This is a genomic window from Corynebacterium sp. CCUG 70398 (genome assembly GCF_024454055.1).
Taxonomy (GTDB): domain Bacteria; phylum Actinomycetota; class Actinomycetes; order Mycobacteriales; family Mycobacteriaceae; genus Corynebacterium; species Corynebacterium genitalium.
In genome coordinates this window covers 506,970-523,971 of sequence record NZ_JAGPYZ010000001.1, presented here as the reverse complement: position 1 = coordinate 523,971, position 17,002 = coordinate 506,970, and the positions used below count along the sequence as shown (strand labels likewise).

The window sequence follows — 17,002 nt, the reverse complement described above, 5'->3', positions numbered from 1 at the left end:
GGGTGAAGTGACCATGTCAGAGAAAATGAGCATCCAGTCGCCGGCGTATGCCAAGGTGCTGCTTCGCCTGCCATGGTCCACCCCGCTGGAGAACTGGCCTTCTGAGCTGCTCGCTGCGCACCCGCGGGGTATCTCGCGGCATACGGTTCGACTGATTTCTGCCGGGGGAGCGGCTCTGGCCATCAAAGAGATCGGCGAGTCGGTGGCGTACCACGAGTACCGCACGCTGAAAAAGCTCCGTACCCTCGACATTCCGTGTGTGACCCCGGTCGCTGTCGTGGCTAACCGCACCAGCGCGTCGGGGGAAGAGCAACTCACACCGTGCCTGGTCACGGAGCACCTGGAATTCTCGTTGCCGTACCGCGACGTGTTCAGCCGGGCACTGGGTCCAGAGACGGTGAGCAAGCTGATTCGCGCACTCGCGGTGCTGCTCGTTCGCCTTCACCTGCTGAATTTCTATTGGGGCGACGTGTCGTTATCGAACACCTTGTTCCGACGCGACGCCGACGAGTTCTCTGCGTACCTGGTTGACGCTGAGACTGGCGAGTTTCACGAGCCGCTCTCGCGCGGACGCAGGCTTTACGACGTCGAGCTCGCCCGGGTCAACATCATCGGCGAACTCATGGACCTGCAAGCAGGTGGATACATCGACGCCGCTGTGGATGTCATCGCCCTCGGCAATGCCGTCGACGCGATCTACCACGAACTGTGGGGCCTCATGACGGAGGAGCTGGTTGTCGAAGGCGACGCCTTCGCCCAAATTGCCGAGCACGTGGAGAAGATTCACGCCCTCGGCTTCGACATCGGTGAGACCGAGATCAGCCATGAGAGTAGGACCGGGGCTGACAACGAGACCGTCGATGTCTACCGAGTGAGCATCGAACCGGCAGTGTTCTCCACCGGCTTCCATCGCCGCAAGCTCAAACAACTCACTGGGTTGGATGTCCAGGACAGGCAAGCGCAGCGGTTGCTGGGTGAGATGGAGGTCTACCGGGCGCTCCACCACGACGGTGCACTGTCCCAAGAGGAAGTCGCGCTCGACTGGTTGGTGAACAGGTACGACCCGATCGTCGCGCTCACGCCGCCCGCATTGCGCGCAAAGCTTGAGCCCGTCCAAGTCTTCCACGAGATTCTGGACCACCGCTGGTTCGTCTCCGAAAATGAGTCGCGCTACGTTCCCCTCGACGAAGCAGCCCAATCCTACTTCCGCACCATCCTGCCCGCCCGGCCCGATGAGGCGCGCATTTACACTGCTGAAACCCAAGATCTTGAAACGACGATCGATGATGAGTGAGGTACATTCCATGCAATCGACCACCCGCGTACTGGCGGCTGTTGCTGCCGTCGGGTTGAGCGCGTCGCTGCTCACTGCCTGCGGGCAAAACAACGGCCCGAACGTGTATTACCTGAACTTCAAACCGGAGCAGGCCGAGGCATTCGAGAAGATCGCCGAGGAATACACCGCAGAGACCGGAGTGCCGGTCAAAGTAGTCACCGCTGCCTCCGGTTCCTACATGCAGACGCTCAAGGCCGAGATGGCCAAGTCCAACGCGCCGACGCTGTTCCAGATCAACGGCCAAGAAGGCTACGGCATCTGGAAGGATTATCTGGCTGACATGTCCGACTTCGAGATTGCCACGTCGCTGCAGGATGACGCGCAGCCCATCACTGATCCGGACGGCAAGATCGTGGGCGTTCCCTTCGCGATGGAGGGCTTCGGCATTCTCTACAACGAAGAGATCATGGAAGCCTACTTCGCGCTTCCTGATGCGAAGGTCACCTCGATGGAGGAGCTCAATTCCTTCGACGACTTGAAGGTCGTGGCGGAAGACATGCAGGCGCGCAAAGACGAGCTGGGCATCGAGGGCGTGTTCGCGGCGACCTCGCTCGGAGCCGGCGAAGAGTGGCGGTGGACGAACCACCTCATGAACGGCCCGCTGCACTACGAGATTGAAGACCGCGGTGTCCAAGACTTCTCTGATCTGCGGGAGCTTGAGTTCACCTACGGCGAGAATTACCACAACCTGCTCGACTTGTACTTGGAAAACTCCACCGTCAACCCCAGCTTGGCGCCTGCCCGCGCGGTGTCCGATGCGATGGCGGAATTCGCCACTGGCAAGGCCGCGATGGTCCAGAACGGCAACTGGGCCTGGGGCCAGATTTCCGGGGAGGGCGGCAACACCGTCAAAGAGGACAAGATCAAGTTCATGCCCATGTACATGGGGCTGCCGAACGAGGAAGAAGTCGGACTCAACGTGGGCACTGAGAACTTCCTGTCAGTCAACAACAAGGCCAGCGAAGAAGACCAGCAGGCCACGCAAGACTTCCTTGACTGGCTCTTCCTGTCCGAACGCGGCAAGGAGCTCGTCATCAACGAGTTGGGCTTCATCGCCCCGTTTGAGAACTACGGCATCGACGACGTTCCAGACGATCCGCTTGCACGCCAAGTGCAGGAAGCGCTTAACGACGACTCCGTCGAGGCCCTCCCGTGGGACTTCCAGTACTCACCGAACCAGCAGTTCCGCGACCTGTACGGCCAGAACCTTGCGCAGTACGCCAACGGAAACATGTCGTGGGAGGACCTCGTGCGCAAGCTCAAAGAGGACTGGACGTACGAGATGGACAACCAGATCGCCTTGATGGATTAGGCGGACCGGGAGCAACCAAGGGACCACACCATGCAAGAGACACTGAAGAAATATTTCCCCATCTTCGTGCTGCCGACACTGATCGCATTCGGCATCGCGTTCTTCGTGCCGTTCCTCGTCGGTACGGCGCTATCATTCACTGACTTCACCACTATTACCGATGCCACCTGGGTCGGCCTGGACAACTATGCGCGCGTTTTCTCCGAGCGTGAAGGGTTCGTTTCAGCGCTGCTCTTCACCATCCTGGTGGCGGTGGTGTCCATCATCACCGTCAACGTCATCGCCTTCGCAATCGCGTGGACGCTGACGCGGAAACTGCGCGGCACCAACTTCTTCCGCACGGTGTTCTTCATGCCGAACCTGATCGGCGGCATCGTGCTCGGTTACACCTGGCAGTCGATGATCAACGCTGTGCTGGCGAACTACGAGACCACGATCGCCGCGGACTGGCGCTTCGGATACGCCGGCCTGATCATGCTGATGAACTGGCAGCTCATCGGGTACATGATGATCATCTACATCGCCGGGCTCCAGAACGTCCCGCCGGAACTCATCGAGGCCGCTGAGATCGACGGTGTGTCCAAATGGGAAGAGCTGCGTCACGTGACCATTCCGCTGATGATGCCGTCGATCACCATCTGCTTGTTCCTGACGCTGTCGAACACGTTCAAGGTCTACGACCAGAACTTGGCGCTTACCGACGGCGCACCCGGAGGCGAGACCGAAATGGTCGCCCTCAACATTGTCAAGACCATGTTCAACCGCGTGGGCGCCGAAGGCGTGGGGCAGGCGAAGGCAGTCATCTTCGTCGTCGTAGTCGTCGCCATCGCAATGTTCCAGCTGCGCGCCACCCGCAGCCGGGAAGTGGAGGCTTAAATCATGACTACCAGCATCAACGCAACCGATAAAGCTGTCGAAGGAGAGACTGAAGCAGCCGGGATGAAGACGCCGTCGAAAAGCGACAAACGCGCCGCTGCCGACGAATCCACAGTGTCCGGCGGTGCGAAGGTCCTCATTTATGCAGTGCTGATCTTCCTGACCGTTGTGTTCCTCGGGCCGATCTTCTTCATCCTGTTGAACTCGTTCAAGGACCGTTTCGCCATTTCCACCAACCCGTTCGCGCTGCCGGTGGGTGAGCTGTGGGCTGGGCTGACCAACTACGTCACTGGTGTGCAGGGTGAAGGGTTTGGATGGGCGATCGTGTGGTCGTTCGTGATCACGATTAGCTCTGTCGTGGTGATCGTGTTCTTCTCCGCGATGACCGCCTACTACATCACCCGTGTGAAGACGTGGTGGACCAACGGCCTGTACTACGCTTTCGTGTTCTCCATGGTCATCCCGTTCCAAATGGTCATGTTCCCGACTGTCGTCATCGCCGACCGGCTCGGCTTGGCCAACCCGCTGGGCATGGTCGTGCTCTACCTCGGCTTCGGGGCCGGACTGTCGGTGTTCATGTTCTCCGGATTCGTGAAATCCATTCCGCTCGAGATTGAGGAAGCCGCTTACATCGACGGGTGCTCACCGCTGGCGACGTTCTTCCGTGTTGTTCTTCCGATGCTCAAGCCCACGGCTATCACCGTAGCCATCCTCAACGCCATGTGGATCTGGAACGACTACCTCCTGCCGTACCTGGTCATCGGCCTGTCCACCCCGTACCGCACCATCCCGGTTGTCATCCAGCAGTTCATCGGATCCCAGGGCGACCGCGACCTCGGTGCGATGATGGCCATGCTGGTGCTGGCCATCACCCCGATCATCATCTTCTACGTCGCCGCACAGAAGCACATCATCGAAGGCGTCGCCGCAGGTGCTGTGAAGGGCTAGCTGCGAGAGCACATGCAGATCTTCCACCCCGACTCGAAGTTCATGGCGGCGTTCACGCTGCTCGCGGACATCGTGATCCTCAACATGCTGTTGGTGGTCACATCCTTACCGGTGGTGACCGGGGGTGCCGCGTGGCGCGCCGCGAACGCCGTGGTCGGGGACATGGTGCAGGGGCGGGGATCCCGTTATGGGCTCATGTTCATCCGGCACCTCACCGTGCGGTGGAAGAGCGTATCCCTCTACTGGATCCTGCTGCTTCTGGCGGGTGCGCTGCTGGTTTACCAGCAATTCGTGGTGTTCCAAGCTGGTATCGACGGTGCTGCACTCACCGTCATTCAAGGGCTTGCTCTCTCCGGGGCGATCATGATCGCCGGCATCACGGTGTGGTTCTTTGCCCTCGCCTCATTGCCTGCGGAGGAGGACCGGGATGGTTTCGTGGAACTGGCTACAGCTGCGATTCAGAACACGTTCCGGTTCCTCGGCCGCACAGTCATCGCTGTCCTTGTCGTGGCAGGAGCAGCGCTTGTCGCGATCAAACTGCCGGTTGCCCTATCAGTGCCACTGGCGTTCTTCTTCATTCCCGCCGTTGCGCTGTACCTCGTGCGACTCGTGCTGGCGCGCCCGCTCGGGCAGGAGCTCGCTGATTAAACCCGGGGGCCGGGGTGGCGGGCGCGAGCCCGTTCAGGGAGCCGCATTTTCGTGCCGTCCACGCGTCAAGTAACTCCTGTCCCATAAGTAACAACTGAACTGGGCGTTTGTGCAGCCGATTTCAACGGCACGAAAATCACAAAACCTTTATATGTCTGCGGCGGGGCGGGACGAACCGAGAGCGTTCGTTCCGGGGGCTGCGGTGAGGGGCCGGGGGCTAAGCGGCGTCGAAAAGCGCGGGCAAATTGGAGGCCGTAACCACGCACAGCGGCTGCTGGTTCGGGTTCCCGTGCTCGGTGATGATGACCAAGCGGGGGAGTGTGCGCTCGTTGCCGGGGGAGGTGAGCGCGTGAATGACCTCGACTGCAGTGGCAGTGCGCGGCATGAAGATCGCGTGGTCTTTGGGCTCATTGTGGGAGAGGATCTCTCCTACGGGCTTGGCGCTGATGGTGTCGTCCTCAGCCAGGTCCTCAGCGAGCCAACGAGCGATGGTGTTCGTGGTGAGGACACCAATGCACTGGCGGTCGTCGTAAACGGGGAACTGGGAGATACCGGTGTCGCGGATGACGCGCAGGGGCTCGTGAATGTCGTCGTCGGGGGAGAACGTGATCACGTCTTGGTGGCCGAGGATGTCGATGGCCAGAGGGGGATCGAGAAGCTGGTCACGGATCCGCTCGATCTCCGCGACCGTCTCCGCCAGCGGCTCGGCGATGGGGCGGAAGTCCTGCCACTCACCATGGCTAATGGCGTTGCGGAGGCTGGCGAACTCTTTCAGGTCGTTGGCCTGGGCGGGGGTGACAATGTTCTTCTTCTCCGCCTTGGAGACCATCCAGTTGAAGCTGTCCGACTTCTTCGCGTCCAAAGCGGTGCGGAGAAAGCTCTCAATGTCGTTGAAGGCGGCCATGAAGGGGACGGCACGGTTGGTGGGTTCGCTCATAACTACTCAGTGAAAGGGGTCTACTTGTAGGCGCCGCGGTTTAGGGTGTCGCACTGGGACATGGAGCCGGAGTTGTAGCCGGCGAGGAAGAGCTGCTGGCGCTGCTCGGATGAACCGTGGGTCCACGCGTCAGGGTTGACCTCGCGGCCCGACTGCTCCTGGATGTGGTCGTCGCCGATCGCGCGGGCGGTCTGGACTGCCTGTTTGACCTGCTCTTCAGTGATCGGTTCTAGCATGGCCTCCTCGCCCTTGTCGGCGCGGGATGCCCACACACCGGCGTAGCAGTCGGCCTGCAGCTCAATGGCGACCGCAGCAGAGTCTTCGCCCGGGTTGTTGTAGTCACTCAGGCCCAGGGTGCCTTCGAGGTTCTGAAGGTGGTGGCCCCACTCGTGGGCGACGACGTACATCTGTGACAGAGAGCCGTCGGAACCGCCCATGCGCTCGAGCTGGTTGTAAAAGCTCACGTCAATATAGATCGTCTTGTCCCGCGGGCAGTAGAACGGGCCGGTGTCAGCGCTGGCGAAACCGCAGCCGGTCTGTACGTCGCCTTCAAACATGCGCATGTTCGGCATGGAGTAGTCGATGCCCGCCTGCTCCGGCAGGACCCCGCCCCAAATGTTGTTCAAAGAATCTGCGGTGGCAGCAGCGCGGCACTCCGGAATCTCGTTGACAGCACCTTCGCGCTGGCACTGAGCCAGGTCGAAGCCGTCACCACCCTGCTCGCTGTGCTGGCCCTGGCCTTGCGGGGCGGGCGATGTACCGCCGCCACCGCCCCCGCCGCCCAGCAAGAGGAACAAAGCGACGAGGACCAGGGTGCCCAGTCCGCCGCCGCCAACCATGATGGGCATACCGCCACCGCCACGGCGGCCGCTGCCGCCGGAGGTGCTTACACCTTGACCCGTCGGGGTCACACCGCTCTTGAACGTCATACGTGAATTGTGCCACAGCATCGCGCCACTGCTGCCGTGAACTGCCACAGCACCGGGTCATAGTCGACGCGAACCGTGGAGAACAGCCGTTCGTGGGAGTGGTCGGGCCATTGGGTAGACTCGCGGGAGTTAAACGCAATCGTTCAAGCTTGAAACGTGGAAGGACGTGGAGTACACCGTGCTGCGCACTCACCTTGCGGGAGATCTCCGTAAAGATATGGACGGCCAGACCGTCACCCTCACCGGCTGGGTTGGTCGTCGCCGTGACCACGGCGGCGTGATCTTCATTGATTTGCGTGACCGTTCCGGTTACGCGCAGGTGGTCTTCCGTGAGTCTGATGTCGCTGAGGCCGCTCATGACCTGCGCAGCGAGTTCTGTGTCAAGGTCACCGGTGTGGTGGAGCCGCGTCCGGAGGGCTCTGCGAACCCGAACCTGGCCTCTGGTGAGATCGAGGTCAACGCCACCGAGCTTGAGGTGCTGTCCAAGTCTGCGGCGTTGCCGTTCCAGGTCGAGGACTTCTCCTCGGGCGAGGTCGGCGAGGAAACGCGCCTGCGTTACCGCTACCTGGATCTGCGTCGTGAGCGCCAGGCCGAAGCCCTGCGTTTGCGCTCGAAGGCTAACAAGGCTGCACGCGACGTGCTGAGCAAGCACGAGTTCGTGGAGATTGAAACCCCGACGCTGACGCGTTCCACCCCGGAAGGTGCCCGTGACTTCCTCGTCCCGGCCCGTCTGCGCCCGGGTTCCTGGTACGCGCTGCCGCAGTCGCCGCAGCTGTTCAAGCAGCTGCTCATGGTGGCCGGCATGGAGCGCTACTTCCAAATCGCGCGCTGCTACCGCGACGAGGACTTCCGCGCTGACCGCCAGCCGGAATTCACCCAGCTGGATATTGAGGCCAGCTTTGTCGACCAGGACGACATTATTGAGCTCGCCGAGGAAATCGTGGTGGAGCTGTGGAAGCTCATCGGCTACGAGATCACCACACCGATTCCGCGCATGACCTACAAGGAAGCGATGGAGAAGTACGGCTCCGACAAGCCGGACCTGCGCTTCGACATCGAGCTGGTGGAGTGCACCGACTTCTTCAAGGACACCACCTTCCGCGTCTTCCAGAACGAGTACGTCGGCGCCGTCGTCATGGAGGGTGGTGCCTCCCAGCCGCGCCGCCAGCTCGACGCTTGGCAGGAATGGGCAAAGCAGCGCGGTGCCAAGGGCCTGGCGTACATCCTCATCGGGGAGGACGGCGAGCTGTCTGGTCCCGTGGCAAAGAACATCACCGACGCCGAGCGCGAAGGCATTGCCGTGCACGTGGGCGCGAAGCCAGGCGACTGCATCTTCTTCGCCGCGGGCGACACGAAGTCTTCGCGTGCGCTTCTCGGTGCCGCACGCGGTGAGATCGCCAACAAGCTCGGGCTTATCGACGATGACGCGTGGGCCTTCACCTGGGTCGTCGATGCCCCGATGTTCGAGCCGGCAGCGGACGCCACGGCATCCGGCGACGTCGCATTGGGCAACTCCCAATGGACGGCCGTGCACCACGCCTTCACCTCGCCGAAGCCGGAGTACCTGGACAGCTTTGACAAGGAGCCGGGTGAGGCTCTGGCCTACGCCTACGACATTGTCTGCAACGGCAACGAGATCGGCGGCGGCTCGATTCGTATCCACAACCAGGATGTGCAAAAGCGCGTCTTCGACGTCATGGGCATTAGTGATGAGGAAGCACAGGAGAAGTTCGGCTTCCTGCTCGACGCTTTCTCCTTCGGCGCCCCGCCCCACGGCGGCATCGCCTTCGGCTGGGACCGCATTGTCTCCCTGCTGGGCGGCTTTGACTCCATCCGCGACGTGATCGCCTTCCCGAAGTCCGGCGGCGGCGTCGACCCGCTGACGGACGCTCCGGGACCGATTCCGGCTGCACAGCGCAAGGAGACCGGAGTTGACTTCAAGCCGGAGAAGAAGCCGGCTGATGCTGCAGCGGGCGCGGACAACGAGGTGAAGCTCGGCGACGAAGCGTCCCTCAATGAAGCAGGCACGCCCGGCCAGTAGCGAGGGCACACGCCATGTTGGACCAGCAGCAGATCATTGCCGTCGCCGAAGCGGTGCTCACGCAGCGCTACGGCGGGCAACAGCACCTGACTGAACCGGAGGAACTCTCTGGCGCCAGTGGCACGGTGGTGCTGCGACTGCGTGTGGCCAACAACCCCTTCCTGTCGTACCGCTCCGTCGTGGTCAAGTACTCGCCACAGACCGATGACCCGATCGATGACGCGGCTTTTCTGCGGGAAGTGGTGGCGTACCAGTTCACAACGTCGTTAAGCGAAGAAGCGCGTCCGGGGCCCGTGATGCTGGGCTACGACCTTGAGCAGCACGCGATCATTCTCACCGACTCTGGCGACGGCGACACGCTGGCGACGTTGCTGGAAAACTCGGACGAAGAGCAGCGCATTCGGCTGTTGCGCAACCTTGGCACGTCGCTGGGCAAGATGCACGCTGGCACGGCTGGCGCGGAACTGAGCTTCAACACTCTGCTGGCCCGGATGGTGCGCGCGAGGGACGGTGCCCGCGAGATTCAGGCGATGCGTGAATCGATGCTGGAAAACCGCATTCTCGACGGCCTGGAGATCGTCCGTCGCGCTGGAATTGATGTTCCCCCGGACGTCGCCGACATCGCCGACACGGTGCAGGTGCACATGCTGCACGGCGATTCGCGCGCGTTCACGCCGTTCGATCTCTCGCCGGACAACATCATTTTCGCCGACCGCACCCAGTTCCTCGACTACGAATGGGCCGGGTTCCGTGACGTCATCTTCGACGTAGCTGGTGTCATCGCGGGCTTCCCGCAGTACATTTCCGCCCGCCCGATCAGCGAGACGGAGACGAAGGTGTTCCTGGAGGCCTGGATTGCCGAGGTCGCCGGCGTGTGGCCGGCGTTGCAGAACACCGAAACACTGCACTCCCGCATTACAGCTGCGCTGGTTGGCTGGGCGTTCTTCAGTGTCTCGCTGCTGTACCTGGACGGCGAAGAGCCGCGCGGAACGACGCGTTACGGCGGCGGCTGGATCATGGCGGACAACGGCAACTACGAGCTCGTCCAGGATCCCGAGGCGCTGGAAGAAGACGTGGAGCGTGGCGCGAGTGTGTTGCGTTCCCCAGCCCACACCGACTTCACCGCGGTGGAGAAAGCGATCCGCCGCGACATCGGCGATGCTTTCTCTGCGCTGGCGTGGTACGCCGCGGCCGACGACACATCGCGCAACGCCGTCATCGCTGATTTCGCCTCTCACGTCGCGGAGCGGTTGAAGTGACGCAGGGAGGGCTTTTCGCCGACCCCTCTGACGCCGCGGGGTCCGCAGGGGAGCGCGGCACTGCGTTCTTCGAGGCTGGGGCGTCTGCGCCGCTGGCAGCACGCATGCGCCCGCGCACGCTCGATGAGCTCGTCGGACAGGACCACTTGCTCGGTGAAGGCCGCCCGCTGCGCCGTCTCGTCGAGGGATCGGGTGAAGCGTCCGTGATTCTCTACGGACCGCCCGGCACGGGCAAGACTACGATTGCCTCCCTCATCGCGGCGGCGATGGGGCAGAACTTTGTCGGTTTGTCGGCGCTGTCGTCGGGTGTCAAGCAGGTGCGCGAGGTGCTGGACGGCGCTCGGCGCGATCTCGCCCGCGGCCAGCGCACAGTGCTGTTCATTGACGAGGTCCACCGTTTCTCCAAAACACAGCAGGACGCGCTGTTGGCCGCGGTGGAAAACCGCACGGTGCTGCTTGTCGCGGCGACCACGGAGAACCCTTCGTTCAGTGTGGTGGCGCCATTGCTATCGCGGTCGCTGTTGCTGCGGCTTGAGTCGCTTTCCGACGCTGATATTGCCTCCGTCCTCGACCGCGCCGTGTCCTCGGAACGAGGTCTGAATGGATCGGTGACCTTAGAGTCTGAGGCGCGGGAGCAGCTGGTGACGCTCGCCGGCGGCGACGCCCGCCGCGCGCTGACGTACCTTGAGGCCGCCGCAGAAGGGGCCGATGGAACGATCACCGCTGATGTGGTTTCCCGCAGCGTCGACCGCGCTGTGGTGCGCTACGACCGTGATGGCGATCAGCATTACGACGTCATCTCCGCCTTCATCAAGTCCATCCGCGGTTCCGATGTCGATGCTGCCTTGCACTACCTCGCCCGGATGATTGAGGCAGGGGAGGACCCGCGGTTCATTGCCCGCCGGCTGGTCATTCAAGCCTCGGAGGACATTGGCATGGCCGACCCGTCCGCGCTGCAAGCAGCCACCGCGGCGGCTGAGGCCGTGCAGTTCATCGGCATGCCGGAGGGCCGGCTCCCGCTGGCGCAGGCCACGATTCATCTCGCGACAGCGCCGAAGTCGCCGTCGGTCATCAAAGCGATTGACGCCGCGCTTGCTGATGTGCGCGCTGGCAAATCCGGGACCGTCCCACCCCACCTGCGCGACGGCCATTATGAGGGGGCTAAAAAGATCGGGAACGCGGTGGGGTACGTGTACCCGCACGACGATCCACGCGGTGTGGTCAAGCAGCGCTACATTCCAGAGGAGCTGGACGAAGCGCGATACTACGAGCCCACCGGGCACGGCGCCGAAAAGCGCATCCAGGACTACGCCGAGCGACTGCGAGGAATGGTCCGCGGGTAAAGTAGCTGGACGAGAAAAGTCCAACGACCCGCAAAGGACACGTCTGTGCAGACCCACGAAATCAGGGACCGCTTCACCCAGCACTTCGTCGACGCCGGCCATATCCCGGTGCCCAGTGCCTCGCTGATCCTCGACGACCCAACCCTGCTGTTCGTCAACGCAGGCATGGTGCCGTTTAAGCCGTACTTCCTCGGCCAGCAGACCCCGCCGTTCGAAACCGGCACGGCCACGTCCATCCAGAAATGCGTGCGCACTTTGGACATTGAGGAAGTGGGCATTACCACCCGCCACAACACGTTTTTCCAGATGGCGGGCAACTTCTCCTTCGGGCAGTACTTCAAAGAGGGAGCGATTGAGCTGGCGTGGTCGCTGCTGACCAATAGCCAGGCCGACGGTGGCTTCGGCCTGGACCCCGAGCGCCTGTGGGTGACGGTGTACACCGAGGACGATGAGGCTGCTGAGATCTGGGAGAACAAGATCGGCGTGCCGGCAGAGCGCATTCAGCGGATGGGCATGGAGGACAACTTCTGGTCCATGGGTGTGCCCGGCCCGTGCGGCCCGTGCTCCGAGATCTACTACGACCGCGGGCCCGAGCACGGCAAGGAAGGCGGTCCGATCGCTGACGACAACCGCTACATGGAGATCTGGAACCTGGTCTTCATGGAGTCCATCCGCGGCGAGGGCGACAAGAAGGGCGGCTTCGAGATTCTCGGTGAGCTGCCGAACAAGAACATCGATACCGGCCTGGGTATCGAGCGTCTCGCCTGCATCCTGCAGGGTGTGGACAACGTCTACGAGACTGACTTGCTGCACTCGGTCATTGAGGCGACGGAGAAGCTCACCGGCACCACGTACGGTGCGGGGGGTAAAGAAGGGGAGCTTTCTGACGTCCGCTTCCGCGTCATCGCCGATCACTCCCGCACCGCCATGATGATCATCCTGGACGGTGTCACGCCGTCGAACGAAGGCCGCGGTTACATTCTGCGCCGCTTGCTGCGCCGCATTGTCCGCTCGGCACGGCTGCTCGGCGCGCAGGGCAACACCATCGAGACGTTCATGAACACGATCATGGACACGATGGCCCCGTCTTTCCCGGAGATTGAGCAGAACCGCGAGCGCATCCTGCGCGTCGCCGTCAACGAGGAAAAGGCCTTTCTGAAGACGCTGGAGTCCGGCACCCACCGTTTCGACGAAGCCGCTGCGACCGTCAAGGGTTCCGGCCAGACCGTTCTGCCGGGCGCGCAGGCGTTTGAGCTGCACGACACCTACGGCTTCCCGATTGACCTCACCCTTGAGATGGCCGCCGAAGCTGGCCTCGAGGTGGACATGTCCGCGTTCGACGCTGCGATGAAGGAGCAGCGCGACCGTGCCAAGGCTGATAGCAAGGCTAAGAAGACGGGAAATATCGACGAGTCGCTGTACCGCGAATGGGTCGACGCGCACCCCACCGAGTTCGTTGGCTTTGACACTCTTGACCATGACTCGAAGGTCATCGGGCTGGTCCGCGGCGGTGAGAAGGTCGGTGAGGTCGGCCAGGGTGATGAGGTCGAGGTCATCCTGGACATCACCCCGATGTATGCCGAGGGCGGCGGCCAGCTAGCTGACCGCGGCCGCATTGTCGTGGGCGACACCGTCCTGTCCGTGCACGACGTGCAGAAGGTGGGCAACAAGAAGCTCTGGGTCCACAAGGCGACCGTGGAAAACGGCGGCCTCGACCTGGGACAAACAGTGCGCACGGAGGTGAACCCGACGTGGCGTCACGGCGCCCGTCAGGCGCACACCGCCACCCACCTCATCCACGCCGCGCTGCGCCAGGTGCTCGGCCCGACCGCTGTCCAGGCTGGGTCGATGAATAAGCCGGGCTACCTGCGCTTCGACTTCAACTACACCGATCAGCTCACCCCGGCGCAGCTCGACGAGATCGCAGTCATTGCCAACCAGGCGGTGGACGCTGATTTCGCTGTCAACACGTTTGAGACATCTCTTGAGCGCGCGAAAGAGATGGGAGCGATGGCGCTGTTCGGTGAGAACTACGGTGATGAGGTCCGCGTCGTGGAGATCGGCGGCCCGTTCTCCATCGAGCTGTGTGGCGGCACCCACGTGGAGCACTCGTCCCAGATCGGCCCGGTGGCTGTGCTGGGTGAATCTTCCGTCGGTTCCGGTGCGCGCCGTATTGAGGCCTACTCGGGCATGGATTCCTTCGCGTACTTCTCCAAGGAAGCAGCACTCGCTAGCGGCCTGGCAGAGGAGCTGAAGACCCCGACCGACCAGCTTCCAGAGCGCATCGCCCAACTCACTGAGCGCCTGCGCGCGGCGGAGAAGGAGATCGAGAACCTACGCAAGAAGGAGCTGGCCAACCAGACCGGCGAACTGGTCAAGCAGGCGGAGACGATAGGAGACATCAAGTTCCTCGCCGTGAAACTTCCGGACGGTCTCGGTGGCGGCGACATGCGCACCATGGCCACCGACCTGCGCGGCCGCTTGGGCAGCGATCCGGCTGTCATCGTGCTGGCATCTAGCACCGACGGCAAGGTGCCGTTCGCGGTGGCGGCAACACCGGGTGCCGTCGATAAGGGCATCAAGGCTGGTCAGTATGTTGGCATGTTCGGTGGCTATGTCGGCGGCAAGGGCGGAGGAAAGCCGGACCTGGCGCAGGGATCCGGTTCCGACGCCTCCGGAATCGAGGCTGGATTCACGGCCCTGCGTGAAGAAATCGGAAAAGTATAAGCTAGGGTGCTGTTAGGTCACAGATCGATCACGACACTGACAACATAGGAAAGACGCTGCGCTCTCCGTAGTTTCCATAGCAATATTGAGGTCCACGACATGAAGATCCAGCCGGATACCCCCGGGGTCGACGATCCCGGTCCGGGGCGCCGCATCGGTATCGATGTGGGCACTGTTCGGATCGGTGTGGCTTCTTCTGACCGGGATGGTCTGTTGGCCACCCCGGTGGAGACTGTGGAGCGCGTGACCGGTTTCAAAGACCGCGATGGTGCGGACATTGACCGCTTACTCGACATCATTAGCGAATATGACGCTGTAGAGGTCGTCGTCGGATTGCCGCGCGATCTGAAGGGAAACGGTTCCTCAAGCGTCAAGCACGCCAAGGAGATTGCTTTCCGGATTGGTCGCCGCAACCCGGACGTTCCTGTCCGCTTCGCAGATGAGCGGCTCACCACCGTCGAGGCAACCAATGCGTTGCGTTTGTCTGGGGTGAACGCCCGCGACGGCCGTGCTGTGATTGATCAAGCAGCCGCTGTGGCTATTCTCCAATCGTGGCTCGATGGCCGCGCTAATCAGCTCAACCTCAAGGAGACGACAACGTGAGCTCGGCTAGGACTTCCCAAGGGCGCACCCGCGGCATCGCGGTTCTGGTGGCGTCGATTCTGCTCATCATCGGAGCGATCGTCTACATCGCCGTTGCACGCTCGATGTCTAACGGCGGCGACTTCCAAGGTGCCGGCAACGGTGTGGAGAAGGTCGTCGAGATCCCCGAGGGCACGACGCTAAGCCAAATGGGACCAGCGCTGCAAGAGGAGGGCGTGGTCCGCTCTGACCAGTCTTTCCAAGCTGCGGCAATGTCGACCCCGGACGCCGACAGCATCCAGCCCGGTTTCTACCGTCTGCAGGAGAAGATGAGTGCTGAGGCTGCTGTCGCAGCACTGCTCGACCCCGCCAACAAGATCGACTTGCTGAAGATCCCGGGTGGTTCGACGCTGATGGATGTCCGCGTTGTCGGTGGAGACACGCGCTTTGGTATTTACTCCAACATCTCCACAGTCACCTGCGGCCCAGACGGCGATGCCGAGGGCTGCGTGAGCGCTGAGCAGCTTCATGACGTCGCTGCAAACGCCGACCCTGCCTCCCTCGGCGTGCCTGAGTGGGCGATCCAGCCAGTCGAGGCACGCAAGGGCGACCCGAAGCGTCTCGAGGGCCTTATCGCTCCGGGCGAATACATCGTCGACCCGAGCGCTGACGCCCAAACGATTCTCACTGATCTGGTCACCCGCTCGGCCGACAAGTACAACAGCACCGACATTGTCGGCCGTGCCCAGGCGATCGGCCTGAGCCCGTACGACCTGCTCGTCGCTGCCTCCCTCGTGGAGCGCGAGGCGCCGGCAGGGGAGTTCGACAAGGTTGCCCGTGTCATCCTCAACCGCCTCGACGAGCCGATGCGCCTCGAGTTCGACTCCACCGTCAACTACGACCTGGAATCCGTGGAGCTGGCCACCGGCGACTCTGACCGCCAGAGGCAAACGCCGTGGAACACCTACGCTAAGGACGGTCTGCCGGAGACACCGATTGCCTCTCCGTCGGATGAAGCAATTCACGCGATGGAGCACCCGGCTGACGGCGAGTGGCTGTTCTTCGTCACGATCGACCACGACGGCACCACGATCTTCACCAACACGTTCGAGGAGCACCAAGCTGAAGTCCAGAAAGCCTACGACTCCGGCATTCTCGACTCCCAGCGCTAGACCATGAGCACTGCGATCACTGGCGGTAGCGAGGCCACGAGCAAGGCCGCTGTTCTGGGCAGCCCGATTGAGCATTCGCTCTCGCCGGTGCTTCACAGCGCAGGATACGACGCCGCGGAACTCACGGGCTGGTCTTACGAACGCATTGAGTGCACCGCCGAGCAACTGCCGGGCATCGTCGGGGGAGCAGACAGTTCCTACCGCGGATTCTCCGTGACCATGCCGGGCAAGTTCGCCGCACTCGAGTTCGCCGACGAGGCGACGGACCGCGCGCGGGCGATCGGTTCCGCGAACACGCTCGTCCGCCTGGACGACGGTCGCTGGCGCGCCGACAACACTGACTGTGAGGGCATCGACGGAGCGCTCGACCAGCTCATCGGGCAGGCGCGCATCGGACACGCCATTGTCATCGGGGGTGGCGGGACCGCGCGGCCGGCGTTGTGGGCGTTGGCGCACCGCGGCGTCGATAAGCTCACCGTGCTCAACCGCACAAACCGCAGCGAAGAATTGCTGCCGCTGCTGCGGGAGACCGGTGCCAGCGCGGAGGCGGAGTTCCTGGACTTTGAGCGCGACCTCGAGCCGATTTCGCTCAGCGCAGACCTGATTGTGTCTACGGTTCCGGCTCACGTGATCGAACCGCGGGTCAAAGAGCTCGGCCACGCACCGGTACTCGATGTCATCTACGACCCGTGGCCCACACCGTTGGCCACGGAGGCGGCGTCGAACGGCCACCTCACCGTCGGTGGACTGACGATGCTCGCCTGCCAGTCGTATTCGCAGTTCGAGCAGTTCACCGGCATCCCCGCCCCGCGCGCGGACATGCACGAAGCGCTCATGCGCCACGTCGGGTGGATCTCACCAACCGGGGTCAAACGTCTCGGCGGTTAGTTTC

General features: G+C 62.6%; 14 protein-coding genes. 12 read left to right on the top strand and 2 right to left on the bottom strand.

Annotated elements, in window-relative coordinates; all coding sequences use genetic code 11:
- Window positions 1–13 precede the first annotated feature (13 nt).
- The 5 genes from KBX07_RS02510 to KBX07_RS02490 all read left to right on the top strand — a co-directional run bounded on the left by KBX07_RS02510 (window position 14) and on the right by KBX07_RS02490 (window position 5,120).
- Window positions 14–1,294 carry a DUF4032 domain-containing protein gene (locus tag KBX07_RS02510; RefSeq protein ID WP_255995318.1) on the top strand — a complete coding sequence of 427 codons (1,281 nt, stop codon included), beginning with the start codon at window positions 14–16 and terminating at the stop codon, window positions 1,292–1,294.
- A 10-nt stretch (window positions 1,295–1,304) separates the two neighbouring features.
- A complete protein-coding gene (locus KBX07_RS02505) occupies window positions 1,305–2,648 on the top strand; it encodes an ABC transporter substrate-binding protein (RefSeq protein ID WP_256022843.1) in 1,344 nt (447 codons plus the stop codon).
- 30 nt (window positions 2,649–2,678) lie between these two features.
- Complete coding sequence (locus tag KBX07_RS02500; RefSeq protein WP_005289948.1) at window positions 2,679–3,524, top strand: carbohydrate ABC transporter permease; 846 nt, start codon at window positions 2,679–2,681, stop codon at window positions 3,522–3,524.
- A gap of 63 nt (window positions 3,525–3,587) precedes the next feature.
- Window positions 3,588–4,472 carry a carbohydrate ABC transporter permease gene (locus KBX07_RS02495; protein ID WP_255997701.1) on the top strand — a complete coding sequence of 295 codons (885 nt, stop codon included), beginning with the start codon at window positions 3,588–3,590 and terminating at the stop codon, window positions 4,470–4,472.
- A gap of 12 nt (window positions 4,473–4,484) precedes the next feature.
- Entirely contained in the window at window positions 4,485–5,120 is a 636-nt protein-coding gene (locus tag KBX07_RS02490) for a DUF624 domain-containing protein (RefSeq protein WP_005289951.1), read from the top strand.
- Between the two features lie 217 nt (window positions 5,121–5,337).
- Here KBX07_RS02490 and KBX07_RS02485 read toward each other — a convergent pair whose 3' ends face one another.
- Entirely contained in the window at window positions 5,338–6,057 is a 720-nt protein-coding gene (locus tag KBX07_RS02485) for a CBS domain-containing protein (protein WP_005289953.1), read from the bottom strand.
- Between the two features lie 20 nt (window positions 6,058–6,077).
- The gene (locus KBX07_RS02480) at window positions 6,078–6,986 is read right to left on the bottom strand and encodes a neutral zinc metallopeptidase (protein WP_256003605.1); all 909 of its coding nucleotides are present in this window, start codon (window positions 6,984–6,986) and stop codon (window positions 6,078–6,080) included.
- Window positions 6,987–7,164: 178 nt separating this feature from the next.
- Here KBX07_RS02480 and aspS point away from each other — a divergent pair, with 178 nt between their 5' ends.
- The 7 genes from aspS to KBX07_RS02445 all read left to right on the top strand — a co-directional run bounded on the left by aspS (window position 7,165) and on the right by KBX07_RS02445 (window position 16,998).
- A complete protein-coding gene (gene aspS / locus KBX07_RS02475) occupies window positions 7,165–9,027 on the top strand; it encodes an aspartate--tRNA ligase (protein ID WP_256022901.1) in 1,863 nt (620 codons plus the stop codon).
- 14 nt (window positions 9,028–9,041) lie between these two features.
- Window positions 9,042–10,286, top strand: a complete 1,245-nt coding sequence (locus KBX07_RS02470) for a phosphotransferase (RefSeq protein WP_256022842.1) — start codon at window positions 9,042–9,044, stop codon at window positions 10,284–10,286.
- Entirely contained in the window at window positions 10,283–11,629 is a 1,347-nt protein-coding gene (locus KBX07_RS02465; RefSeq protein WP_256022841.1) for a replication-associated recombination protein A, read from the top strand. The genes KBX07_RS02470 and KBX07_RS02465 overlap by 4 nt, the downstream gene beginning before the upstream one ends.
- A gap of 45 nt (window positions 11,630–11,674) precedes the next feature.
- A complete protein-coding gene (alaS, locus tag KBX07_RS02460; RefSeq protein WP_256022840.1) occupies window positions 11,675–14,356 on the top strand; it encodes an alanine--tRNA ligase in 2,682 nt (893 codons plus the stop codon).
- A 99-nt stretch (window positions 14,357–14,455) separates the two neighbouring features.
- Window positions 14,456–14,959, top strand: coding sequence for a Holliday junction resolvase RuvX (gene ruvX / locus KBX07_RS02455; RefSeq protein ID WP_005289965.1), 504 nt, complete (start codon window positions 14,456–14,458; stop codon window positions 14,957–14,959).
- The gene (mltG, locus tag KBX07_RS02450; protein ID WP_255995322.1) at window positions 14,956–16,110 is read left to right on the top strand and encodes an endolytic transglycosylase MltG; all 1,155 of its coding nucleotides are present in this window, start codon (window positions 14,956–14,958) and stop codon (window positions 16,108–16,110) included. The genes ruvX and mltG overlap by 4 nt, the downstream gene beginning before the upstream one ends.
- A gap of 3 nt (window positions 16,111–16,113) precedes the next feature.
- A complete protein-coding gene (locus KBX07_RS02445; RefSeq protein WP_256022839.1) occupies window positions 16,114–16,998 on the top strand; it encodes a shikimate dehydrogenase in 885 nt (294 codons plus the stop codon).
- The last annotated feature ends 4 nt before the right edge of the window (window positions 16,999–17,002 follow it).